Genomic DNA, 22,405 nt, shown 5'->3' with positions numbered 1-22,405 from the left:
TCACGCGCGCCGCGCGCGCCCACTGCCCACGAGCGCGAGGCGCATGATCACGTAGCCGGCGACCATCACCCGGTTGTCGAGGACCACGCCGCGCGCGATCGAAGCCAACAACGCCGGCAGCCCCACGGCGAGCACGATCACGCCCGCCATCTGCACCATCGTCAGGAGGCGGCACACCCAGTCGTCGTTGTCGAACGCCGACGCGAACCAGCTCACACTGATCCAGGCCCAGACCACGGCGAACATCGAGAACACGAGAGCGACGGTCGCGGTCGCCCAGTGCCCCTCCGCGATCCCGTGGGCGAACTCGTCGCCGGCCACGGCGAAGGAGGCGACGAACGTCAGGTCGAACAGGAGCTCGAGCGGAGTCGCCGTCCGGCCGTGCTCCTCGGTCGCCCGCGGGATCAGCCGGCGCAGTCCGTGCCGGTAGCGCCCTCGACGACGCTCAGGGTTCACCGACAGCGGAGGCGAAGACGACGAGTGGAGGCATCCGTCATCCGCTCGATGCTGTCGCGGATGCCGCGCCGCTCTCGTCCTCCTCGTGGGTGCCGTGTTTTGCTTTCTCGGCCGCGCTGCGGCGATCCCAGCCGGGGCGCCGTGCCGCATAGAAGATCAAGGGCGGCAGGCCGAGTACGACGATGACGGCCGCCACGATCCACGGATAGACCGCGGGCGAGAACGCCGTGAAGCCATCGGGCGGGATGAAGGCGAGCACGAACGCCGCAAGGCATGCGAGGAACCCGATCCCGGCGATGAGGTCCATCGCCGGAACCCGGTACGCGCGCTTGACGTCCGGCTCCTTGCGGCGGAGCACGATCGCCGATGCGAACATCAGCATGTACATGATCAGGTACAGCGCGGCGGCCATGTCGATGAGCGCCACGAACGCCGCACTCACGTCGGGCACGATGATGAAGATCGCGGCGAGCAGCGTCACGATGCTCCCCTGCAGGATCAGGATCCCCGTCTGCACACCCTCCTTGTTGCGCTTCTGCAGCGCCGGCGGCAGCAGACCCGTCTCGGCTGCCGCGAGCAGGCCCTTCGACGGACCGGCGATCCACGTGATGACCGACGCGAGCGCGCCGGCGGCGATGAGCGCCGAGACCACCGCGGTCGCCCACTCGCCGATCCCCCACTGGGTGAAGTACTCCTGGAACGCCAGCATGATGCCGTTGGTGAGGCCCAGCTCCTTCGGCGGCACCGCGACCGCAATCGCGATCGTCGGAAGGATGAACACCAGCAGGATGAGGATCGAGGCGAGGAACACCGAGCGCGGGTAGCCGCGTCCGGGGTCGCGCATCTGATTCACGTGGACGGCGTTGACCTCCATGCCCGCGTATGCCAGCACGTTCGACACGATGAGCACGATGGATGCGAGGCCGGTGAACGGCGGGATCATCGCGGAGGCCTCGAGCGGCACCTCGCTCTTCTGACCGCTGAACACCCAGATGGCTCCGAAGAGGACGAGCATCGCGGCGGGGAGCAGCGTGCCCAGGATGCCGCCCCACGAGCCGAGCTTGGCGAACAAGTTGCCGCCGCGCAGCGTGATGAGGGTCGACCCCCAGTAGAGCACCAGGATCACGATCGCCGTGAAGAAGCCGGAGTCCGACAGTTTCGGATCGAAGAACACGAAGGCGAGAGCGGCGGCGATGAACGAGAGCTGCGTCGGATACCAGACCACGTTCTGGATCCACTGCAGCCAGACCGCGGTGAAGCCCCAGCGGTTGCCGAGCGCTTCACGGACCCAGATGTAGACGCCGCCCTTCCAGCCGGTCGCGAGCTCGGCGGCGACGAGCGCCGTCGGGACCAGGAAGAAGATCGCCGGGATGAGGTACAGCGTGACGCTGCCGAGCCCGAACACCGCCATCGCCGGCAGCGAGCGCAGGCTCGCCACCACGACGAGCGTCAGCAGCGCGAGCTGCCCCACGCCCAGGAAGCTCGTCACCGCCTTGCGCGGCGCGAGCGGATGGCTGGGGGCGACGCTCGTGGTCGCCGATCCCGAGGCAGGAGCATCTGCGGACATCTCGGGCTCCTCAGTGGTGGAATCCGGGCCGCTGACCTTCGACGGGCATCGGCGACTCCAGCGCGTCCAGGTAGGCGGTCTCCGTCTGGATGTCGGCCAGCAGGTCGTCGGCCAGGTCCATGCTGAGCCCGTTGCGCACCACGATGCGCTGCACCGTGAGGTCGGCGAGGTTGTCGGGCATCGGATAGGCCGGAACCAGCCATCCCTTCATGCGCAGGCGGTCCTGCAGGTGGTAGAGATTCCAGTTCTTGGTGTGCCCGGCAGCCAGGCGCCAGGCGAACACCGGGATGTCGCTGCCGTCGTTCCACAACTCGAACGCTCCGATCTTGCCGATCCCGTCCGCGAGGTACTTCGCGACGTCTTGAGATGCCTGCTGCACCGCCCGGTACCCTTCGAAGCCCAGCCGCAGGAACAGGTAGTACTGCAGCAGCACCTGAGCCCCGGGCCGCGAGAAGTTGAGCGCGAACGTCGGCATCTCGCCGCCGAGGTAGCTGACCTTGAAGACGAGGTCCTCGGGCAGCCACTTCGCCTCGCGCCACACGATCCACCCGAGACCCGGGTAGACCAGGCCGTACTTGTGGCCCGAGGTGCTGATGGAGTGCACCCGCTCGAGCCGGAAGTCCCACACGAGGTCGGGCTGCAGGAAGGGGGCGATCATCGCACCGGAGGCGCCGTCGATGTGGATCGGGATGTCGAGCCCGGTCTTGGCCTGGATGTCGTCGAGCGCCTTGGCGATCTCGGTGACGGGCTCGTACATGCCGGTGTAGGTGACGCCCATGATCGCGACGACGCCGATGGTGTTCTCGTCCACGTACTTCTCGAGGTCGTGGCCGTCGAGCGTCTTGTGGTCCTCGCTGATCGGCACGTACCGCGGCTCCACGTCGAAGTAGTTGCAGAACTTCTCCCAGCACACCTGCACCGCCGACGACATGATCAGGTTGGGGGAATCTGTCGACTTGCCTGCGGCGCGCCGGGCCTGCTGCCAGCGCCGCTTGAAGGCCAGGCCGCCGAGCATGCACGCCTCCGACGACCCGATGGTGGAGGTGCCGATCGCCCCTGCCGCGTCGGGTGCGTTCCAGAGGTTCGCCAGCATGTGCCAGCAGTTGTCCTCGATCGCCGCCGTCTGCGGGTACTCGTCCTTGTCGATCATGTTCTTGTCGAACGCGTCGTCGTAGACCTTCTTCGCCTCGTCGTCCATCCAGGTGCTCACGAAGGTCGCCAGGTTCAACCGCGCATTACCGTCGAGCATCGTCTCGTCGTGCACGATCTGGTACGCCGTGTCGGGAAGCGACTCGCCGGCGGGAATGGTGTGCCGCGCCCGTAGCGTCGCCTCTCCTCGCCGCGTGAACGCCGGCGTCTCCTCGGTGTCGATCTGGTCGGACATGACGCTTCCCCCATCGCTACGAGAACGGCCACCGACGTGCGCGGTGCCGGCGGATGCGGTGGACGGGGGATCCTGCGTCCCCCCGGAGCGCGCATCCGCCGCCTACCCTAGGGCCCTCGGCGCCGGGACGTCTACCGTTAGGCCGACTCCCCGGGTGCTCCCGCGTCATCCGTAGAAGAGCTTCTCGAAGACGCGCCGGGAGCGTCGCGTGGCGCCGAGGTAGTCCTCCTCGACCTGGGTGGCCGAGCGCGGCGGGTACTCCAGCAGACGCCCGATCCCGTCCAGCTTCTGACGGTCGACCGGGAGGACGTCGCTGGTCTGGCCGGACAGCAGCGTGTTCGCCGAGCGCAGCCGGCTGGCCAGTCGCCACGCGGCGGCGAGCCGGTCGGCGGCGCTGGACGGGATGAGGCCGGCGTCCTCGGCGGCGCGCAACGCCCCGAGCGTCGACGTCGTCCGCATCGCGGGCACGGCGTGCGCATGCTGGAGCTGCAGCAGCTGCACGAGCCACTCGACGTCGCTGAGCGACCCTGGTCCGAGCTTCAGGTGCCGCGACGGGTCGACGCCCTGCGGCAGGCGCTCGCTCTCGACGCGCGCCTTGATCCGCTTGACCTCCCGGACGGCGCCCGCCTCGATCGCCGCGGGGTAGCGGACCTGGTCGGCCAGCTGCATGAAGTCGCCGAGGAGCTTGACGCTGCCCGCCACACCGCGGGCTCGCAGCAGCGCCTGCGCCTCCCAGGGCTGCGCCCATCGCCGGTAGTACTCCGCGTAGGCGTCGAGCGATCGCGCGAGCGGGCCGTTGCGCCCCTCCGGGCGCAGACCGGCGTCGAGCTCGAGCGGCACGCGCTGGTCCTCGGAGTACGTCCGCAGCTCGGCGACGAGCCGGAGCGCGAGCTCGTGCGCCCGCTGAGGATCCACCCCGTTGGCACGGTAGACGTACATCACGTCCGCGTCCGATCCGAACCCGAGCTCGGCTCCGCCGAAACGCCCCATCGCGATCACCGAGAAGTCGATCGCGGCATCCTCCGGCGGCACGACCTCGCGCCGCACGGCGCGCAGTGTGGCCTGGATCGTGACCTCGGTGATGGTGGTCAGCGCGTCGGCCACCTCGTCGATCGTGACCGAGCCGAGGATCGCCGCCATTGCGATGCGCAGCTGCTCGCGCCGGCGCAGCGCCCGGACGGCGCGCATCGCGTCGACGACCGTGTCGTGCCGGGTCTGGATGGCCCGCGCCTCCTGCTGCAACGCGACACCGGAGCGGGGACGCAGCAGCTCGGGGTCGTCGAGCCACGCCGCGGACTCGGGGATCCACTCGATGAGCTCGCCCACGTACCGAGATCCCGAGAGCACGCGCGAGAGGCTCTCCGCCGCACCCGACGAGTCGCGGAGCATGCGCAGGAACCAGTGCGTGTCGCCCAGGCGTTCGCTCAACCGCCGGAATGCGAGCAGCCCGTAGTCCGGGTCGACGCCGTCCGCGAACCACCGGATCATCACGGGCATCAGATGCCGCTGGATGGTCGCCTTGCGGCTGAGGCCCGTCGTCAGGGCGGCGATGTGGCGCAGCGCGCCTGCGGGGTCGGCGAACCCGATCGCGGCGAGTCGGTCGTGCGCCTGCTCGGTGGACAGCGCGCGCTCGTCGGCGGGAAGCGCCGCGACCGCCGACAGCAGCGGCCGGTAGAACAGCCGCACATGGATGTCGCGCACCTCGCGCTTGACGGACTCCCACAGCGCCCACACGCCTTCGCCGGTGTCGGCCAGGCCCGTCGCACGGGCGAGCACCCGCAGCTCCTCGGGCCGCGAGGGCATGAGGTGCGTGCGACGCAGCTGCCGCAGCTGCACGCGATGCTCCAGCAGCCGCAGCACGCGATAGTCGCGCGAGAACGCGGATGCCTCGACCCGTCCGATGTACCCCTCGGCGACGAGGGCGTCCAGGGCGTCGAGCGTGCCGCGCTGGCGGATGCTCTCGTCCGAGAGCCCGTGCACGAGCTGCAGAAGCTGGACGGTGAACTCGATGTCGCGGATGCCGCCCGGCCCGAGCTTGAGCTGATATGCGACGTCCGCCGACGGGATGTGCTCGGTGACGCGCTCGCGCATGCGCTGCACGCTGTCGACGAAGTTCTCCCGCGCGGCGCTGGTCCACACCTTGGGCTGGACCGCGTCGATGTACGCCTGGGCGAGCTCCTCGTCGCCCGCGATCGGACGTGCTTTGAGGAGTGCCTGGAACTCCCAGCTCTTCGCCCAGCGGTCGTAGTAGGCCAGGTGCGAGTCGAGGGTGCGCACGAGCGCCCCCTGCTTGCCTTCCGGCCTCAGGTTCGCGTCGACCTCCCACAGCGGCGGCTCGATCTCGACGCCCGAGATCCCGCGCATCGTCTGGACCGCGAGGCGGGTCGCGATGTCGACGATGCGGCTCTCGCCGAATTCGTCGGTCGCGGTGCCCTCGCCGCCGGCGACGAAGATGACATCGACGTCGCTGACGTAGTTGAGCTCGCGCGCGCCGGTCTTGCCCATGCCGATGATCGCCAGCCGCGTGCGCGCGACCTGTTCGCGGGGGAACAGCCCGGCCCCGACGGCGCCGCCCGACACGCGCGTGCGCGCGACGGAGAGGGATGCCTCCAGCGCCGCGCCGGCGGCATCCGCAAGGCTCGCCGAGACCGCCGCGATCTGGTCCACCGGCGCAGGGCTGAGCAGGTCGTAGGCCGCGATGCGCGCGAGCATGCGGCGGTAGCGCACGCGCAGAGCCACCCACGCGCTCTCGCCGCCCTCTGCGGCGAACCCGTCGACCGCGCCGACCGCGTCCAGCATCGTGGCCCGGAGCTCGGCCGCGGTCGGGAGTCGCTGCCCCGCGCCGTCGAGTTCGTCGATCTCTCCGGGATGCCGGAAGAAGAACTCGCCGAACCCTGTGGACGCGCCCAGCAGCGCCCACAGGACGCGCCAGGCGCCCGGCCGTGCCTGCGCGCGCTGCACGGGTGCGGGGTCGCGGCGCGCGAGCCGTGTCAGCGCCTGCAGCGCCTCGTCGGGGTCGGCCGCGTCGGACGCGGACTCGAGCAGGGCCTCTCGCGAGACGCCGACCAGCGACGCCAGTTCGGCGAGCAGCGACTCGGCCTCCGCGAGGCGACCGAAGCCGAGCCGGGCGAGCGGGGTGAGGGAACGGGGACGTTCACTCGCGGACATGCCGGATCCGGCCTCAGAGCATCTCGAGGTTGCTCTTGAGCTCGAACTGGGTCACCTGGGAGCGGTACTCCTGCCACTCGCGGCGCTTGTTGAGGAGCACGTAGTTGAAGACCTGCTCGCCCAGCGTCTCGGCGACGAGCTCGGACTCCTCCATGTACTCCAGCGCGTGGTCGAGGCTCGCCGGCAGCGGCGCGTAGCCGAGGGCGCGGCGCTCGGCATCCGTCAGCGACCAGACGTTGTCCTCCGCCTCCGCGGGCAGCTCGTACTCGCCCTCGATGCCCTTCAGACCTGCGGCGAGCATGAGCGCGAAGGAGAGGTACGGGTTCGCCGCGGAGTCGAGGGCGCGGTACTCGACGCGCGACGACTGCCCCTTGCTGGGCTTGTACAGCGGCACCCGCACCAGGGCGGAGCGGTTGTTGTGGCCCCAGCAGATGAAGCTGGGCGCCTCGTCGCCGCCCCACAGGCGCTTGTACGAGTTGACGAACTGGTTCGTGACCGCCGAGATCTCGTTGGCGTGGCGCAGCAGTCCGGCGATGAACTGGCGGCCGACCTTCGAGAGCTGGTACTGCGCGCCCTCTTCGTAGAACGCGTTCACGTCGCCCTCGAACAGCGACATGTGCGTGTGCATGCCACTGCCGGGCTTTCCCGTGAGCGGCTTGGGCATGAACGTCGCGTAGACGCCCTGCTCGATCGCGACCTCTTTGATGACCGTGCGGAAGGTCATGATGTTGTCGGCGGTCGTCAGTGCGTCCGCGTAGCGCAGGTCGATCTCGTTCTGACCGGGACCGCCCTCGTGGTGGCTGAACTCGACGGAGATGCCGAGGTCCTCCAGCATCCGCACCGAACGGCGGCGGAAGTCGTGCGCCGTGCCGCCGGGGACGTTGTCGAAGTAGCCCGCCGAGTCGACCGGCTCCGGGCCGTCGGCGCCGAAGGACGACGACTTGAGCAGGTAGAACTCGATCTCAGGATGCGTGTAGAAGGTGAACCCCGCGTCGGCGGCCTTTGCGAGCGTGCGCTTGAGGACGTGGCGCGGGTCGGCGACGGCTGGCTGACCGTCGGGCGTCGTGATGTCGCAGAACATGCGCGCGGTGGGGTCGATCTCGCCGCGCCACGGCAGGATCTGGAACGTCGTCGGGTCGGGGTGCGCCAGCAGATCGGACTCGTACGAGCGCGTGAGACCCTCGATGGCCGAGCCGTCGAAGCCGAGGCCCTCGCTGAACGCGCCCTCCACCTCCGCGGGGGCGATCGCGACCGACTTCAGCGTTCCCACCACATCCGTGAACCACAGGCGAACGAACTTGACGCCCCGTTCTTCGATGGTCCTCAGAACGAAGTCACGCTGCTTGTCCATCGCGTCCTCTCCGGTGCCCGATCCGCCCGGTTCGTCCGTGCGACCGTGGCGAAGCCAGACTACTGGTCGCCGTCGGCGTCGCCGGACACGGCGCCGCCGCCCCAGGAGTCCTCGCGGGACTCTTCGTCGGCCCACGCCTTCGAGCGCTCGCGGATGACATCCGGCGCCTTCGCCGCCTCCTCGGGAGTGTCGAACGGACCGGCGCGATCGGGCGCCGGCGATTCGAAGCCCTTCTCGACCTCTCCGGTGCGGAGGTTGTACCAGTACTTCTCGCTGCCGCTCGTCATGATGCGCTCCTCGGATCGCGGGGCTGGTGACCGTCAGCACGATCCTACTGACGCCGGCTCAGCGGCGTCCCCGTCCGCGTGGCTAGGCTGGGGGCCATGGCATCTGAGGGGGCGCACGCCGTCGGCGTGGACATCGGCGGAACCGGAATCAAGGCGGGGATCGTGGACCTCGACCGCGGCGAACTGGTGAGCGACCGCATCAAGGTCGCGACGCCTCCGGGTGCCCACCCGCCGGACGTGCTCGCCGCCGTGACCGAAGTGCTGACGACCCTCGGTGTCGCCGACGACCACTCGGTTCCGCTCGGCGTCGCGTTTCCGGCGATCGTGAAGAACGGCCGCACCCTGTCGGCAGCGAACGTCTCGGATCAGTGGGTCGACTTCGAGGCGGAGAAGTTCTTCGAGGACGGCCTGGGACGCGACATCCACTTCGCGAACGACGCCGACGTCGCCGGTGTCGCGGAGGTGCGGTACGGCGCCGCGAAGGACCAGCCCGGACTCACGATCCTCACCACGCTCGGCACCGGGATCGGCTCCGCCCTCCTGTACGACGGCGTGCTGGTTCCCAACTCGGAGCTCGGCCACGTGCAGCGCGCACGGCACGGGAAGGATGCCGAGGCTTACGCCGCGTACTCCGCGATGGAGCGCCACAGCCTCACGTGGGAGCAGTGGGCCAAGCGGCTGCAGTGGTACTACAGCCACATCGAGTTCCTGTTCAGCCCCGACCTGTTCGTGGTGGGCGGCGGCGTGTCCAAGCACGCCGACCAGTTCCTGCACCTGCTGGAGCTGCGGACGCCGATCGTCCCTGCCGTTCACCGCAACAACGCGGGCATCATCGGGGCGGCCGCGCTCGCGCGCGGCTGACGGCGGCAGGGGGCGTCCCGACCGAGAGGGCGAATGGGCCGGCCTGTACGCCGGGTTCTGTCCGGGGGCGTGAGCCCCGTGGACGGTCATCTCTCTCGGCGACACGTTGCCGTGCCGCTCCAGCGGCCTACCCGGGGACTCGGCGGGCCGCGTCGTCATCCCCTGTCTGGCCTTGCTCCGGGCGAGGTTTACCTTGCGGGTCGTGTCACCACGACCCCGGTGGTCTCTTACACCACCCTTTCACCCTTACCCCGGCCGAAACCGGGGCGGTCTGCTTTCTGTGGCACTGTCTCGCGGATCGCTCCGGGTGGGTGTTACCCACCGCCCTGCCCTGCGGAGCCCGGACGTTCCTCGGCGCGCGACGGCGAACCGTCCGCGACGCGACCGTCCAGCCGACCCATTCGCGTCCTCATCCTACGTGCGACGGCCGGCACCGCGCTGACCTCCTGCGGCTGTCCCCGACGTGCTGTATCATGAACCCCAACTGGACTCTCCACTGGGGTGAGGATCCAGCGAGATAGCCACCTGGGGAGGCTGATCGACGTGCGCAAGTTTGTCGTGTCCGCGTTTGTCATCGCGGCAATGATCTGTTCTGTGCCGACTGCCGCTTCGGCCGCGGTCGGACCTGTCAACACGGTGTCCGTCGCGACCGAAGAGGACGACGGCTACACCCCCACCGAACCCGTCGAGCCCACGCTCGCCGGCTCGACCGCGGTGGGCGAATGCAACAAGGACGTTCCGTGGATCAGCTACTCGGTGACCCTCACGGACCCCGACAATCAGTCCACGGGGCACACGGCCCGGCTCGTGCTCACCGACGGCACCAACACCGCGACGATCCTGCTCGGAGATCTGGTCAACGGTCACCTGAGCGGTCGCGTCCTGTGGCCGGGCGCCTCGGTCGACGCGCAGGGCAATGCCACGGGGTGGCCCGGTTGGGCGTTCGTGGACGGGCAGTGGGTCGAGACCGACGGCAACTTCCGGTGGACCCGCGGCAACATCTCCGCGAAGATCACCGTGAACCCGGAGATGGCGGTTCCGCTGTCCTATCCGCCGTCGACGCCGCAGTGTGCCACCGACCCGCGGCCGACGCCGGCCACCGCAGGGCTCCCGGCGACAGGACTGAGCGCGTCGATGATGCCGATCGCCATCGTGGGCGGCATCCTGGCACTGGGTGGCGCTGGTCTGGTCGTCCTGCGTCGACGCCGCGGTCACACGAACGGATGAGTCGGTGACGTCTCCTGACGCCACGCGGAAGGGGACGCACCGGAGGACGATCCTCCTTGCTCTCGGCGCAGTCGGCCTGGTGCTGATCGCATCAGCCGTCTGGGTCGGGGTGAGGGCGGTGCTCCTGAAGGCCGAGCTCGAGGCGATGCTCCCCCTGGCATCGCAGCTCGAGGACGCAGCGAACAGCAGGGATCTGGATCGTCTCGGGCAGGTGGTGACCGAGCTCGGATCACATACGGCGCAAGCCGACGCCCTGAGCGGCGATCCGGTGTGGCGTGTCGCCGAGCTCACGCCTTGGATCGGTCCGAACCTCGCAGCGGCGCGCGTGGTCTCATCCCACCTGCACGCCATCACCGTCGCAGCCGACCCGCTCATCTCCGTGCTGGAATCGAGTTCTGCCGACGGAGCCGCATTCGACGTCGAGCACCTCACTGCTCTCGCCGGGCCGCTCCGGCGCACATCGGACGCGCTCACCGCGGCCGACAGCGCTCTGACCGACATCGACACAAGACAGCTCATCGCCCCCCTCGCGTCCGGGGTGGATCGCCTGACCGGGGCGGTCGGTGTCGCCGCGGCCCCGCTGGAACAGATCGCGCCCGCAGCGGAGGCGCTGCCGACGGTCCTGGGGGCTGATGGGCCGCGTAACATCCTGGTGATGCTGCAGAACAACGCTGAGCTTCGTACGGCCGGAGGCATCAGCGGATCGTTCGCGTTGCTGCGAGCGGACAACGGCTCGGTGTCCCTCGTGGACCAAGCAGACAGCAGCGACTTCCCCGGGCAGACCGAGCCGGTCGCACCCGTGCCGGCATCGACGACCGAACTGTACGGCGACCGCGTCGGCCGGTTCGTCCAGAACGCGACCATGCCGTCGTCCTTCCCGGTGACGGCGGAACTCGTCACCGCCTGGTGGAGCACCCGTTCGGATGTCAGCCCAGACGCCGTCATCTCGCTCGATATGCCGGCGGTCGCCGCGATGCTGCACGCCGCCGGGCCCGTCGTGCTTCCCGACGGCACCGAACTGAACTCCGACAACGTGGTCCAGAAGCTGCTCGTGGATGCGTACCTCGAACTCGATCGCGACCAGCAGACCGCGCTTCAGCAGCAACTCACGGCGACGCTGTTCGCGACGGTGCTGTCGGGCGGTGTCGACACGTTCGCTCTGGTGGATGCCCTCGTTCAGCCGATAGCCGATGGGCGGATCGCGATCTGGAGCGCGGACCCGGCGGACGAGAAGCGCTTCGCAGCAAGCGCCTTCGCCGGGCAGAGTGTGCGCCATGCCGACGCCGGTCCCGGTGCATTCGCGGTGTACTTCAATGACGCCACGGCGGGGAAGATGGGCCCGTTCCTGGACGTCGCGATGACCGTGGGGCGTGCGGACTGCCGGCCGGATGGACTGTCCGACGGAGTTGTGACGGTCGCTCTGACCAACACTGCGGCGCCGGATGCGGGGACCGCCCTCCCCTGGTGGGTCACCGGCGGCGGTATCGAAGGCGTCGAGCCCGGTGACATCCGGATGAGCGTGAGCGTCGCCGCGCCTCCGGGAGCGTTCTTCGATGGAGTGACCGTCGGCGGAGAGAACGTCCTTTCGACCGACGTCACCGATGAAGGATTCCCGACGAGCGCGACGACGATCTCGATGCGACCCGGCGAGACGAAGGAGGTCACCTTCCGCTTCGTGGTCGACCTCGGGCGTGACGTCGCGCCTTCACTCCTGCACACGCCGCTGCTCACGCCGGCCGACGTCGAGGTGGTCTCGCCCGCCTGCAGGTGACCTCAGTCCTTGAGGGCGGTCTCGGCGATGCGCACGTCGAGCCGGAAGTCGAGCGGGAATCCGCCGAACAGCAGGCGTCCGGCGGCGGCCGCGGCATCCGTGACCGCCTGCGCCGCGGCCTCCGCGTGCTCTTCGGGAGCGTGCACGATCACCTCGTCGTGGAGGAAGAAGGCGAGGTGCGGCTGTCGTGCGAAGGCGGGGCCGGAGCGTGGCGCGCCGTGCGCGGCGTCGACCGGCGGGAGCGCGGCGAGTCGACCGCGCAGATCGGCGAGCCAGGCGAGCGCCCACTCGGCGGCGGTGCCCTGCACGACGAAGTTGCGGGTGAACCGACCCCGATCGCGCGCCCACCGCTTCGCGCGGGTCTCGTCCGCCCCGGATGCCTCCGCCTCGGTCGCCAGGGACTGCGCGGCCGACCACGCCTCCGACGGCGGCGGCGAGGTGCGACCTAGCCAGGTGGAGACGATGCCGCCGTCCTCACCGGTGCGCGCCGCGTCGTCGACCAGTCCCATCGCGCGCGGGTAGGCGCGCCGCAGCCGTGGCACCAGACGCCCGGACTCCCCCGTCGTCGCGCCGTACATCGCCCCGAGAATCGCGATCTTCGCCTCCTGGCGGGTGGCTACCGCGCCGCTGTCGACGATGCCGGCGTAGAGGTCGCGGCCGCGGGCGGCCTCCGCGAGGGCGAGGTCGCCCGACATCGCCGCCAGCACGCGGGGCTCGAGCTGGGCGACGTCGGCGACCACGAGCCGCCACCCCGGGTCGGCCCGGACCGCCTCGCGCAGCTGGCGGGGCAGCTGCAGCGCGCCTCCGCCCGACGACGCCCAGCGGCCGGTCACCACGCCTCCTGGCACGAACACCGCCCGGAACCGGCCGTCCGCCACCCAGTCGGCCAGCCACGTCCAGCCGTTCGCCGACAGCAGCCGCGAGAGCTTCTTGTACTCCAGGAGCGGTTCGATGACCGGATGCCGCTGCTCGGCGAGCTCCCAGCGGCTCGTGGACTCCACGAGCACGCCCGCCCGGTGCAGCGCACGCAGCAGCTTCGGCTGGGAGTCCAGGCTCGCCGCCGGGTCGCCCAGCGCCTCCCGCACCCGTGCCGCGGCGGCGGCGAGCTTCGCCGGCTGCCCGCCGCCGAGCGGTCGCTCACCGAGGGTCTCGACCAGGATCCGGTCGTGTGCGGCGGCATCCCACGGCAGCCCGGCAGCTCGCAGCTCGGCGGCGACGAGCGCTCCCGCGGACTCCGCGGCCACCAGCAGACGAAGGCGCCCCGGTTCCGTGCTCCCGGCGACCGCGGCGCGCTGTCGTGCGAACTCGGCCAGGGCGTCGTCGACCCCGGCGGGAGGACCGGGTGCCGGGCCGGCGTCGTCGAGATCGAACAGGGCGGGCGGGGAGTCATCGGCCTCGGCCGAAGGTGCGGCATCCCACGGCGACGGGGTGCGCACGGCCGCCGCGTCGTCGACGTGTGCGGAATCGCGGAGGATCGCGTGGCACAGCCGGAGGTCCTGGCACCGCGCGACGCGGACGCCGTCGGCCAGGAGCGCGGCGTACCACTGCGGGGTGTCGTGCCAGACCCATCGCGGCGCCTGCTGCGCTTCGACGTCCGCCACCCAGCGGGTCAGCTCGCCCGCAGATATCTCCGACCGGCCGGTCTCGGCCGCTGCCGCGTCCAGGTGGACGGCCGTCGCCCCGGTCTCCGACCGCCCGAGGACGATCCAGGCGGCGGGGTCGGCGGCGCCCATGGCGGCACGGGGATCGGTCAGAGGCCGGACTCGCCGTCGCGCACGAGGATGCAGCCGCACTCGGGGCACGTCACGACGTCGTCCTCCGCCGCCTGGCGCAGCACCTGCAGGTCGGTGCCTGCGAGCACCATGTGGCAGCCCTCGCAGGTGCGGCGACGCAGGAACGCGGCACCGGCGCTGCGCAGAGCGAGGCGGTTGTACATCCCCAGCAGATCGGCAGGGACGGCCCCGGCGACGGCGGCGCGATCGCGCGTGGCGGCATCGAACGCGGCCGTCGCCTCGGCGACGGCACGCTTGCCCTCGGCGCTGAGCTCGGCGCCCTCCGCGTTGGTGGCGGCGATCAGGGCCTCCTGCTCCGCGACGGCGGCATCGGCGACCTCGAGGCGCTCCATGACGGCGAGCTCGGCATCCTCCAGATCGCTCTTGCGGCGTGCCAGCGCGCCGAGCTCGCTCTCGAGACCCTGCGCCTCCTTGGAGTTGCTGGATGCCGCGAGCCGGTCGGTGTCGCGTGCCGCGCGGGCGTCGACGACGGCGACGTCGGACTCGATGCGCGCCAGCTCGGAACGCAGATCGTCACGCGCACCCAAACGGATCGTGAGCTCCTGTGAAAGCTCCTGACGACGTCCGAGCAGCTCCTGCACGCGCCCGGCCTGCGGCGGGTTCTTGCGGGCGTTGTCGGCCTGGCGGATGCGGGCGTCGAGCTGGGCGACCTCGACGAGGCGGGCCTGATCTGCGGGGCTGGCGTTCACGTGACCAACCTACCGTGGGCATCGACGGCGCGAGCGGCGGCGACTAGCATTCGACGACCGGCCCTTCCGACGACGAAAGGCACGAACCATGGGCGTTCTTCGCACCAAGTCCGTCGAGCAGTCGATCGCCGACACCGACGAACCGGAATTCAGGCTCAAGAAGTCCCTCACCGCCCTCGACCTGACCGTCTTCGGCATCGGCGTCGTGATCGGAGCGGGCATCTTCACGCTCACCGGCCGCGCGGCGCACGAGGTCGCAGGACCGGCGATCGTCATCAGCTTCGCGGTGGCGGCGGTCGCGTGCACGCTCGCCGCGCTCTGCTACGCCGAGTTCGCGTCGACCGTGCCGGTGTCGGGGTCCGCCTACACGTTCTCGTACTCGTCGTTGGGCGAGCTGTTCGCGTGGATCATCGGGTGGGACCTCATCCTCGAGATGTTCCTCGGCGCGAGCGTGGTGGCGCAGGGCTGGAGCGCCTACCTCGGCACCCTGCTGCAGCAGCTCGGGATGCCGATCCCGGCCGAGATCGGATACGGCGGCACCGTCGACCTCATGGCGATCCTGCTCGTGCTGGTGCTCGGCGGGCTGATGACCTTCGGCATCAAGGAGTCGCTGCGGGTCAACATGGTGCTGGTCGCCGTGAAGCTGTTCATCGTGCTCTTCGTCATCGTCGCGGGGCTGCTGTTCGTGAACCCCGCGAACTGGTCGCCGTTCGTGCCTCCCGCCGCGCCGAAGGAAGCGGCGACCGGACTCACCCAGCCGCTGCTGCAGTTCTTCTCGGGCATCGAGCCGACCGCGTTCGGCGTCGGCGGCATCTTCGCCGGCGCCGCACTGGTGTTCTTCGCCTACATCGGCTTCGACGTCGTCGCGACCACCGCCGAGGAGACGCGCAACCCGCAGCGCGACCTGCCGATCGGCATCATCGCTTCGCTGGTGATCTGCACGCTGCTGTACTGCGCCGTCGCCCTCGTCGTCACCGGCATGGTGCCCTACCAGGACCTCGATCCTGCCGCGGCGCTCGCCAACGCCTTCGCCTTCCACGGCGCCACCTGGATGGCCACGCTGATCTCCGCCGGCGCGGTGGCGGGCCTCACGACGGTCGTGCTCACGCTGCTGATCGGCGCCACGCGCATCATCTTCGCGATGTCGCGCGACGCGCTCCTGCCCGTCCGGCTGGCCAAGGTGCACCCCCGGTTCCGCACACCGTGGGTGATCTCGATCCTGGTGACCGTCGTCGTCGCCGTCGTCGCCGGGTTCACGCCCGTCGGACTGCTCGAGGAGATGGTGAACATCGGCACGCTGTCGGCGTTCGTTCTCGTCTCGGTGGGGGTGATCGTGCTGCGGCGCCGGCGCCCCGACCTGCATCGCACCTTCCGCGTGCCGCTGAACCCGTGGCTGCCCGGGCTGTCGGCGGCGATCTGCATCTACCTGATGCTCAATCTGACGGTCGAGACGTGGTTGCGCTTCGTGGTGTGGCTGCTCATCGGATTCGTCGTCTACTTCGCCTACTCGCACCGGCATTCGAAGATCGGCCAGCCCGGCTACGAGGAGTTCGCGCTGCCTCATGTCGTCTCGCATGAGCGCGAGGACGGCGACGAGGAGGCGCGGTCCGACCGGCCCTGATGAGCGTGGTGGGCCCTGCCGGGATCGAACCGACGACATCCACGGTGTAAACGTGGCGCTCTACCAGCTGAGCTAAAGGCCCTCGCCCTCAGTCTACGAGGTGCGTCCGGGGCCGTCCGAACTCGGTAGGCTGGCGGGTGGTGCGTTGTGCAGGGCTGACAAAGCCCGCCCCGCTCCGGTAGCGATTCCCTGGCACGATCTGCCAGACGACGAAAGGTCTTCTGTGACTGTCAACGATCAGGATCCGTACTCGCAGGACCCGCTCGACAGCGATCCCGACGAGACCTCCGAGTGGCAGGAGTCCCTCCAGCAGCTCGTGCAGGCCAAGGGTCACGGGCGTGGCCGCGAGATCATGCTGAGCCTGCTGCAGACCTCGCACGAACTGCAGCTGAACGTGCCGCAGGTTCCCACGACGGATTACATCAACACGATCGCGCCCGACAACGAGCCCGAGTTCCCCGGTGACGAGGAGCTCGAGCGTCGCTACCGCCGCTGGATCCGCTGGAACGCCGCCATCACGGTGCACCGCGCACAGCGCCCGGGCATCGGCGTCGGCGGGCACATCTCGACGTATGCGTCGTCGGCATCCCTGTACGAGGTCGGCTTCAACCACTTCTTCCGCGGGCTCGACGACCCGTCCGGCGGCGACCAGGTGTTCATCCAGGGTCACGCCTCGCCCGGCATCTACGCGCGGTCCTTCCTCGAGGGCCGCCTGACGGAAAGCCAGCTCGACGGCTTCCGCCAGGAGAAGTCGAAGGCGCCCGAAGGGCTGCCCTCGTACCCGCACCCGCGCCTCATGCCGGAGTACTGGCAGTTCCCGACCGTGTCGATGGGTCTCGGTCCGATCAACGCCATCTACCAGGCGATGACGAACAAGTACCTCACCAACCGCGGCATCAAGGACCTGTCGAACTCCCACGTGTGGGCGTTCCTCGGCGACGGCGAGATGGACGAGGTCGAGAGCCGCGGACAGCTGCAGGTCGCCGCGAACGAGGGCCTGGACAACCTGACCTTCGTCGTCAACTGCAACCTGCAGCGCCTGGACGGCCCGGTGCGCGGCAACGGCAAGATCATCCAGGAGCTGGAGAGCTACTTCCGCGGCGCGGGCTGGAACGTCATCAAGGTCGTCTGGGGCTCCGGCTGGGACGAGCTGCTCTCGAAGGACGTCGACGGCGCCCTCGTGCACCTCATGAACACGACGCCTGACGGCGACTTCCAGACCTACCGCGCCGAGGACGGCGCGTTCATCCGCGAGCACTTCTTCGGGCGCGACGAGCGCACGGCGGCGCTGGTCAAGGACTGGTCGGACGACGACATCTGGGGCAAGCTGCGCCGCGGCGGCCTCGACTACCGCAAGGTCTACGCCGCATACAAGGCCGCCGCCGAGCACAAGGGCCAGCCGACGGTCATCCTCGCCAAGACGATCAAGGGCTACGGCCTCGGTCACCACTTCGAGGGCCGCAACGCGACCCACCAGATGAAGAAGATGACGCTCGAGGACCTCAAGCACTTCCGCGACTCGATGCGCATCCCGATCACCGACGCGCAGCTCGAGGAGAACCCGTACCTGCCGCCGTACTTCAACCCGGGCGGCCAGGACGAGACCATCCAGTACATGCTGGAGCGGCGCCGCACGCTCGGCGGCTTCCTCCCCGAGCGCCGCTCGCACCACGTCGGCCTCCAGCTGCCCGGCGACGACGCGTACGCGCTGCCCAAGAAGGGCTCGGGAACGCAGGAGATCGCGACGACCATGGCGTTCGTGCGCCTCCTGAAGGACCTGCTGCGCGCGAAGGACTTCGGCCACCGCATCGTGCCGATCATCCCCGACGAGGCCCGCACGTTCGGCATGGACGCGTACTTCCCGACGGCGAAGATCTACAACCCGCACGGCCAGAACTACACCTCGGTCGACCGTGAGCTGCTCCTGGCGTACAAGGAGAGCCCGCAGGGCCAGATCATGCACGTCGGCATCAACGAGGCGGGCGCCGTCGCGGCCTTCACCGCGACCGGCACCTCGTACGCCACGCACGGCGAGCCGCTGATCCCGGTCTACGTCTTCTACTCGATGTTCGGGTTCCAGCGCACCGGCGACGCCCAGTGGGCGGCGGGCGACCAGATGGCGCGCGGCTTCATCATCGGCGCCACCGCCGGCCGCACCACGCTCACCGGCGAGGGCCTGCAGCACGCCGACGGGCACTCGCAGCTGCTCGCGTCGACGAACCCGGCGACGGTGTCGTACGACCCGGCGTACGGCTACGAGATCGCGCACATCGTGCGCGACGGCCTCGAGCGCATGTACGGCGGCAACCACCCCGACCCGAACGTCATGTACTACATCACGGTGTACAACGAGCCGCTGGTGCAGCCCGCGGAGCCCGCCGATGTCGACGTCGACGGCATCCTGCGCGGCATCCACCGCATCTCCACCGCCGAGGGCGAAGGGCCGAAGGCCCAGCTCCTCGCGTCGGGCGTCGGCGTGCCGTGGGCGCTCGAGGCGCAGGAGCTGCTGCGCGAGGACTGGGGCGTGCAGGCCGACGTGTGGTCGGTGACCTCGTGGAGCGAACTGCGCCGCGACGGCCTCGCCGCCGACGAGCACAACTTCCTCCACCCGGAGGAGGAGCCGCACACCGCGTACATCACCGACAAGCTGAAGGATGCCGCGGGCCCGGTCGTCGCCGTGAGCGACTTCATGCACGCCGTGCAGGACCAGATCCGCCCGTGGGTACCGAACCGGTTCGCGACCCTCGGTGCCGACGGCTTCGGCTTCTCGGACACCCGCGCCGCCGCCCGTCGCTTCTTCAAGATCGACGGACCGTCGGTCGTCGTCCGCACCCTGCAGGCGCTGGCCGAGGAGGGCGTGGTCGACCGCGGCCTGGCCGCCCAGGCGATCCAGAAGTACCGCCTGTACGACGTGACCGCCGGCACGAGCGGGAACGCGGGCGGCGAGAGCTGATCCGCGGATGCCCAAGCCCGCGGAGGTGATGGACAAGACCGAGACGCTCGCGTGGTTGCGACGCATCTCGGGTGATCTCGCGACCGTCACCATCAAGCGGCTCGAAGAGACGCTCCCCTGGTATGCCGAGATGCCGCCGGCCCGACGCTCCGCCGTCGGGCTGGTGGCCCAGGCAGGCATCACGTCGTTCATCCAGTGGTACGACGACCCCGGCTCGACGCCGTGGATCGCGTCCGACATCTTCGCCGCCGCGCCGCGCGAGCTGCTGCGCAGCGTCAGTCTGACGCAGACGCTGCAGCTGATCCGCGTCACCGTCGAGGTCACCGAGGAGCGCGTCGCGGGGAAGGGCGAGCATCTTCGCGAGGCGATCCTGCTCTACTCGCGCGAAGTCGCCTTCGCGGCGGCCGACGTGTACGCACGTGCGGCCGAGGCCCGCGGCCTGTGGGACGCGCGGCTGGAGGCGCTGGTCGTCGACTCGATCCTCACGGGCGAGGCCGACGAAGAGCTTCCCAGCCGCATCGCTGCCCTCGGCTGGCACGGTCACGGCGAGGTCGCGGTGCTCGTGGGCACGACTCCCCCGTTGTTCGACGTCGATCAGCTGCGCCGCACCGCGCGCAAGCTCGGCGTCGACGTGCTGATCGGGGTGCAGGGCTCGCGCCTCGTGCTCGTGGTCGGCCGTGCCGAGCCCGCTGCGCGTGCCGAGGACGCGGAGATCGACCTGCCGTTCGCCGAGATCGCGAAGCGGCTCGAGCCGGGGTTCGGGAGCGGATACCTCGTCCTGGGTCCCACGGTGCCCGCCCTGGTCGATGCGAGCCAGAGCGCCCGTGCCGCGCTGGCCGGGTTCGCCGTGGCACGGGCATGGCGTCATGCGCCTCGCCCTGTCGAGGCGGACGACCTGCTCCCCGAGCGGGCCCTGGCCGGCGACCCGCTCGCCAAGCTCACGCTGGTGGAGCGCATCTACCGGCCGCTCCAGGGGCACAGCGCCGATCTGGTGGCCACGCTGTGGGCGTACCTCGACAACGGGCGCTCGCTCGAGGCCACTGCGCGCGAGCTGTTCGTGCACCCCAACACGGTGCGCTACCGACTCAAGCGCGTGTCGGAGGTGATCGGGTGGGATGCGACGGGACCACGCGAGGCGCTCATCCTGCAGACGGCGCTGATCCTCGGCTCCATCGGCACGGATGCCTCCCGCCGGCGCCCGGCGGCGCCTCGCCGCCCGTCGGCGTGACGCGCTCGCCGCGGTAGCGTGTGGGCCACGCACAAACCCCGGCGGGATTCTTTGACGGTATCGCCAGATGCCCGCCCATGATCCTTGGCAGGATGGAACGGTGAGAATCGCGGTCTTCCCTGGGCAGGGCTCCCAGTCCCCCGGCTTCCTGGCACCTTGGCTCGAGATGGACGGCGCCGCCGATCGTCTTGCCCGCTACTCCGACTGGGCCGGCGTCGACCTGGTCGCCGCGGGCACGGAGTGGGACGCGGACCGCATCCGCGACACTCAGGTGGCGCAGCCGCTCATCGTGGCCGCGAGCCTGCTCTCGTGGAACGCGCTGCCCGATCGCGACCGCGTCGGCGGCGTCGCCGGCCACTCCGTCGGCGAGTTCGCCGCGGCAGCCGCGGCCGGTGTCCTCAGCGAGCAGGCGGCTCTCACCCTCGTCGGCATCCGCGGCCGTGCCATGGCAGAGGCCGCCTCGGTCGCCGCCACGGGCATGAGTGCGGTGATCGGCGGAGACGAGGCATCCGTCCTCGCCCGCCTCGACGAGCTCGGACTCGCCCCCGCCAACTACAACGGCGGCGGACAGCTCGTCGTCGCCGGCGCGCTCGACGCGCTCGGCGCCCTCGCGGCAGAACCGGTCGCCGGGACGCGGGTCATCCCGCTGCAGGTCGCGGGCGCCTTCCACACCCACTACATGGCACCCGCCGTCGAGACGCTGCGCGAGGCGGCGGCCGAGGTCGCGGCATCCGATCCCGCCGTCACGCTCTGGACGAACCGCGACGGGTCCGCGATCGCGTCGGGCCCGAGGTTCGTCGACCTGCTCGTCGACCAGGTGGCCTCCCCGGTGCGCTGGGATCTGTGCATGGCGTCTTTCGCGGATGCCGGTGTGTCGGGCATCGTGGAACTGTCCCCCGCGGGCACGCTGGTCGGGCTGGCGAAGCGCGCGTTGCGCGGAGTGCCCGCCGTCGCCGTGAAGACCCCCGACGACCTGGAGGCGGCCGCCACGCTCGTGGCCGTCGATGCCTGACCGGAGAATGCGCATGACCCCCACACTCGTCCAGCCCACCGGTGCCGCTCACACGCGCATCTACGCGTACGGCGCCGCCCGTGGCGAGATCGCCGTCCCCAACGACGACCTCATCGGCCCGATCGACTCCAGCGACGAGTGGATCCGTCAGCGCACCGGCATCGTCACGCGCACCCGTGCCGTGGCCGAAACCGACGCCATCGACCTCGCCACCGACGCCGCACGCGAGGCGATCGAGCGCTCCGGCGTCGACCCGTCGCAGATCGATGCGGTCATCGTCGCGACGATCAGCAACCCGAAGCAGACCCCGTCCGTCTCCGCGATCGTGGCCGACCGCGTGGGAGCCAACCCCGCCGCCGCTTACGACGTGAACGCCGCCTGCGCGGGTTTCGCGTACGGCGTGGCGCAGGCGGACGCGCTGATCCGCGCGGGTGCCGCGCACTACGCGGTCGTCATCGGCACCGAGAAGCTCAGCGACATCGTCGACCCGACCGACCGGAGCATCTCGTTCCTCCTCGGCGACGGCGCGGGCGCTGCGGTCGTCGGCCCGAGCGACACCCCCGGCATCGGCCCCACGGTGTGGGGTTCCGACGGCTCGAAGGCCGACGCCGTGGGCATGAACCACACGCTCACCGAGTTCCGCGACGGCGCCGCACCGTGGCCGACGCTGCGCCAGGAAGGCCCGACGGTCTTCCGCTGGGCCGTGTGGGAGATGGTCAAGGTCGCACGCCAGGCGCTCGAAGCCGCCGGGATCGAGGCATCCGATCTGGCTGCCTTCATCCCGCACCAGGCGAACATGCGCATCATCGACGAGTTCGCCAAGCAGCTGAAGCTCCCCGACACCGTGGTCGTCGGCCGCGACATCGAGACGACCGGCAACACGTCGGCGGCGTCGATCCCGCTCGCCACGCATCGCCTGCTCGAGGAGCACCCGGAGCTCTCGGGCGGCCTGGCCCTGCAGATCGGCTTCGGCGCCGGACTGGTGTTCGGCGCTCAGGTCGTCGTGCTCCCCTGACACGGCGAACCCCGACCCTAGA

The 22,405-nt window shown here is 70.2% G+C and carries 16 protein-coding genes, 1 tRNA gene and 1 other RNA gene; 8 read left to right on the top strand and 10 right to left on the bottom strand.

Annotated features, from left to right (window positions below; genetic code table 11):
- The 6 genes from AC1DDU_RS16505 to AC1DDU_RS16480 form a co-directional block, all read right to left on the bottom strand.
- The gene (locus AC1DDU_RS16505; RefSeq protein ID WP_477435969.1) at positions 1 to 456 is read right to left on the bottom strand and encodes a low temperature requirement protein A; all 456 of its coding nucleotides are present in this window, start codon (positions 454 to 456) and stop codon (positions 1 to 3) included.
- Positions 457 to 493: 37 nt separating this feature from the next.
- Positions 494 to 2,023, bottom strand: coding sequence for a glutamate/gamma-aminobutyrate antiporter GadC (gene gadC, locus AC1DDU_RS16500; RefSeq protein ID WP_477435967.1), 1,530 nt, complete (start codon positions 2,021 to 2,023; stop codon positions 494 to 496).
- Positions 2,024 to 2,033: 10 nt separating this feature from the next.
- Positions 2,034 to 3,407 carry a glutamate decarboxylase gene (gene gad, locus AC1DDU_RS16495; RefSeq protein WP_477435965.1) on the bottom strand — a complete coding sequence of 458 codons (1,374 nt, stop codon included), beginning with the start codon at positions 3,405 to 3,407 and terminating at the stop codon, positions 2,034 to 2,036.
- A 165-nt stretch (positions 3,408 to 3,572) separates the two neighbouring features.
- Positions 3,573 to 6,575: a bifunctional [glutamine synthetase] adenylyltransferase/[glutamine synthetase]-adenylyl-L-tyrosine phosphorylase gene (locus AC1DDU_RS16490; RefSeq protein WP_477435963.1), complete on the bottom strand. Its 3,003-nt coding sequence runs from the start codon at positions 6,573 to 6,575 to the stop codon at positions 3,573 to 3,575.
- A 13-nt stretch (positions 6,576 to 6,588) separates the two neighbouring features.
- Complete coding sequence (glnA, locus tag AC1DDU_RS16485; RefSeq protein WP_477435961.1) at positions 6,589 to 7,926, bottom strand: type I glutamate--ammonia ligase; 1,338 nt, start codon at positions 7,924 to 7,926, stop codon at positions 6,589 to 6,591.
- A gap of 59 nt (positions 7,927 to 7,985) precedes the next feature.
- Entirely contained in the window at positions 7,986 to 8,213 is a 228-nt protein-coding gene (locus tag AC1DDU_RS16480) for an SPOR domain-containing protein (RefSeq protein WP_477435959.1), read from the bottom strand.
- 96 nt (positions 8,214 to 8,309) lie between these two features.
- Here AC1DDU_RS16480 and ppgK point away from each other — a divergent pair, with 96 nt between their 5' ends.
- Positions 8,310 to 9,074 carry a polyphosphate--glucose phosphotransferase gene (ppgK, locus tag AC1DDU_RS16475; protein ID WP_477435957.1) on the top strand — a complete coding sequence of 255 codons (765 nt, stop codon included), beginning with the start codon at positions 8,310 to 8,312 and terminating at the stop codon, positions 9,072 to 9,074.
- 30 nt (positions 9,075 to 9,104) lie between these two features.
- Here the strand turns inward: ppgK and rnpB are convergent.
- An RNA gene (gene rnpB / locus AC1DDU_RS16470) (RNase P RNA component class A) lies at positions 9,105 to 9,474 on the bottom strand.
- Positions 9,475 to 9,668: 194 nt separating this feature from the next.
- Here rnpB and AC1DDU_RS16465 point away from each other — a divergent pair.
- Complete coding sequence (locus AC1DDU_RS16465; protein ID WP_477435955.1) at positions 9,669 to 10,301, top strand: LPXTG cell wall anchor domain-containing protein; 633 nt, start codon at positions 9,669 to 9,671, stop codon at positions 10,299 to 10,301.
- Between the two features lie 4 nt (positions 10,302 to 10,305).
- A complete protein-coding gene (locus AC1DDU_RS16460) occupies positions 10,306 to 12,072 on the top strand; it encodes a DUF4012 domain-containing protein (RefSeq protein ID WP_477435953.1) in 1,767 nt (588 codons plus the stop codon).
- A 2-nt stretch (positions 12,073 to 12,074) separates the two neighbouring features.
- Here the strand turns inward: AC1DDU_RS16460 and AC1DDU_RS16455 are convergent, their stop codons facing one another.
- Both AC1DDU_RS16455 and AC1DDU_RS16450 read right to left on the bottom strand, forming a co-directional pair.
- Positions 12,075 to 13,805 (bottom strand): bifunctional 3'-5' exonuclease/DNA polymerase, encoded by a 1,731-nt coding sequence (locus tag AC1DDU_RS16455; RefSeq protein WP_477435951.1) that lies wholly within the window; start codon positions 13,803 to 13,805, stop codon positions 12,075 to 12,077.
- A gap of 17 nt (positions 13,806 to 13,822) precedes the next feature.
- Positions 13,823 to 14,554: a zinc ribbon domain-containing protein gene (locus AC1DDU_RS16450; protein WP_477435950.1), complete on the bottom strand. Its 732-nt coding sequence runs from the start codon at positions 14,552 to 14,554 to the stop codon at positions 13,823 to 13,825.
- An 88-nt stretch (positions 14,555 to 14,642) separates the two neighbouring features.
- On the opposite strand from AC1DDU_RS16450, the gene AC1DDU_RS16445 reads away from it, so the two are divergent.
- Entirely contained in the window at positions 14,643 to 16,175 is a 1,533-nt protein-coding gene (locus AC1DDU_RS16445; RefSeq protein ID WP_477435948.1) for an amino acid permease, read from the top strand.
- Positions 16,176 to 16,181: 6 nt separating this feature from the next.
- On the opposite strand, the gene AC1DDU_RS16440 is transcribed toward AC1DDU_RS16445, so the two are convergent.
- Positions 16,182 to 16,257, bottom strand: a tRNA-Val gene (locus AC1DDU_RS16440).
- A 141-nt stretch (positions 16,258 to 16,398) separates the two neighbouring features.
- On the opposite strand from AC1DDU_RS16440, the gene aceE reads away from it, so the two are divergent.
- The 4 genes from aceE to AC1DDU_RS16420 all read left to right on the top strand — a co-directional run bounded on the left by aceE (position 16,399) and on the right by AC1DDU_RS16420 (position 22,383).
- Positions 16,399 to 19,128, top strand: a complete 2,730-nt coding sequence (gene aceE / locus AC1DDU_RS16435; RefSeq protein WP_477435946.1) for a pyruvate dehydrogenase (acetyl-transferring), homodimeric type — start codon at positions 16,399 to 16,401, stop codon at positions 19,126 to 19,128.
- Positions 19,129 to 19,135: 7 nt separating this feature from the next.
- On the top strand, positions 19,136 to 20,356 hold the full coding sequence (locus AC1DDU_RS16430) for a PucR family transcriptional regulator (RefSeq protein ID WP_477435944.1): 1,221 nt from the start codon (positions 19,136 to 19,138) through the stop codon (positions 20,354 to 20,356).
- Between the two features lie 100 nt (positions 20,357 to 20,456).
- On the top strand, positions 20,457 to 21,368 hold the full coding sequence (locus AC1DDU_RS16425) for an ACP S-malonyltransferase (RefSeq protein ID WP_477435942.1): 912 nt from the start codon (positions 20,457 to 20,459) through the stop codon (positions 21,366 to 21,368).
- A 13-nt stretch (positions 21,369 to 21,381) separates the two neighbouring features.
- Positions 21,382 to 22,383 (top strand): beta-ketoacyl-ACP synthase III, encoded by a 1,002-nt coding sequence (locus AC1DDU_RS16420; protein WP_477435940.1) that lies wholly within the window; start codon positions 21,382 to 21,384, stop codon positions 22,381 to 22,383.
- The last annotated feature ends 22 nt before the right edge of the window (positions 22,384 to 22,405 follow it).

Source organism: Microbacterium sp. 05T445 (assembly GCF_056395865.1).
This window is presented reverse-complemented; position numbering and strand designations above follow the sequence as displayed.

Coding starts and splice junctions, on each gene's coding strand:
- gadC (WP_477435967.1), bottom strand. CDS start 2,023: ATGTCCGCAGATGCTCCTGCCTCGGGATCGGCGACCACGAGCGTCGCC.
- gad (WP_477435965.1), bottom strand. CDS start 3,407: ATGTCCGACCAGATCGACACCGAGGAGACGCCGGCGTTCACGCGGCGA.
- AC1DDU_RS16490 (WP_477435963.1), bottom strand. CDS start 6,575: ATGTCCGCGAGTGAACGTCCCCGTTCCCTCACCCCGCTCGCCCGGCTC.
- glnA (WP_477435961.1), bottom strand. CDS start 7,926: ATGGACAAGCAGCGTGACTTCGTTCTGAGGACCATCGAAGAACGGGGC.
- AC1DDU_RS16480 (WP_477435959.1), bottom strand. CDS start 8,213: ATGACGAGCGGCAGCGAGAAGTACTGGTACAACCTCCGCACCGGAGAG.
- ppgK (WP_477435957.1), top strand. CDS start 8,310: ATGGCATCTGAGGGGGCGCACGCCGTCGGCGTGGACATCGGCGGAACC.
- AC1DDU_RS16455 (WP_477435951.1), bottom strand. CDS start 13,805: ATGGGCGCCGCCGACCCCGCCGCCTGGATCGTCCTCGGGCGGTCGGAG.
- AC1DDU_RS16445 (WP_477435948.1), top strand. CDS start 14,643: ATGGGCGTTCTTCGCACCAAGTCCGTCGAGCAGTCGATCGCCGACACC.
- AC1DDU_RS16430 (WP_477435944.1), top strand. CDS start 19,136: ATGCCCAAGCCCGCGGAGGTGATGGACAAGACCGAGACGCTCGCGTGG.
- AC1DDU_RS16420 (WP_477435940.1), top strand. CDS start 21,382: ATGACCCCCACACTCGTCCAGCCCACCGGTGCCGCTCACACGCGCATC.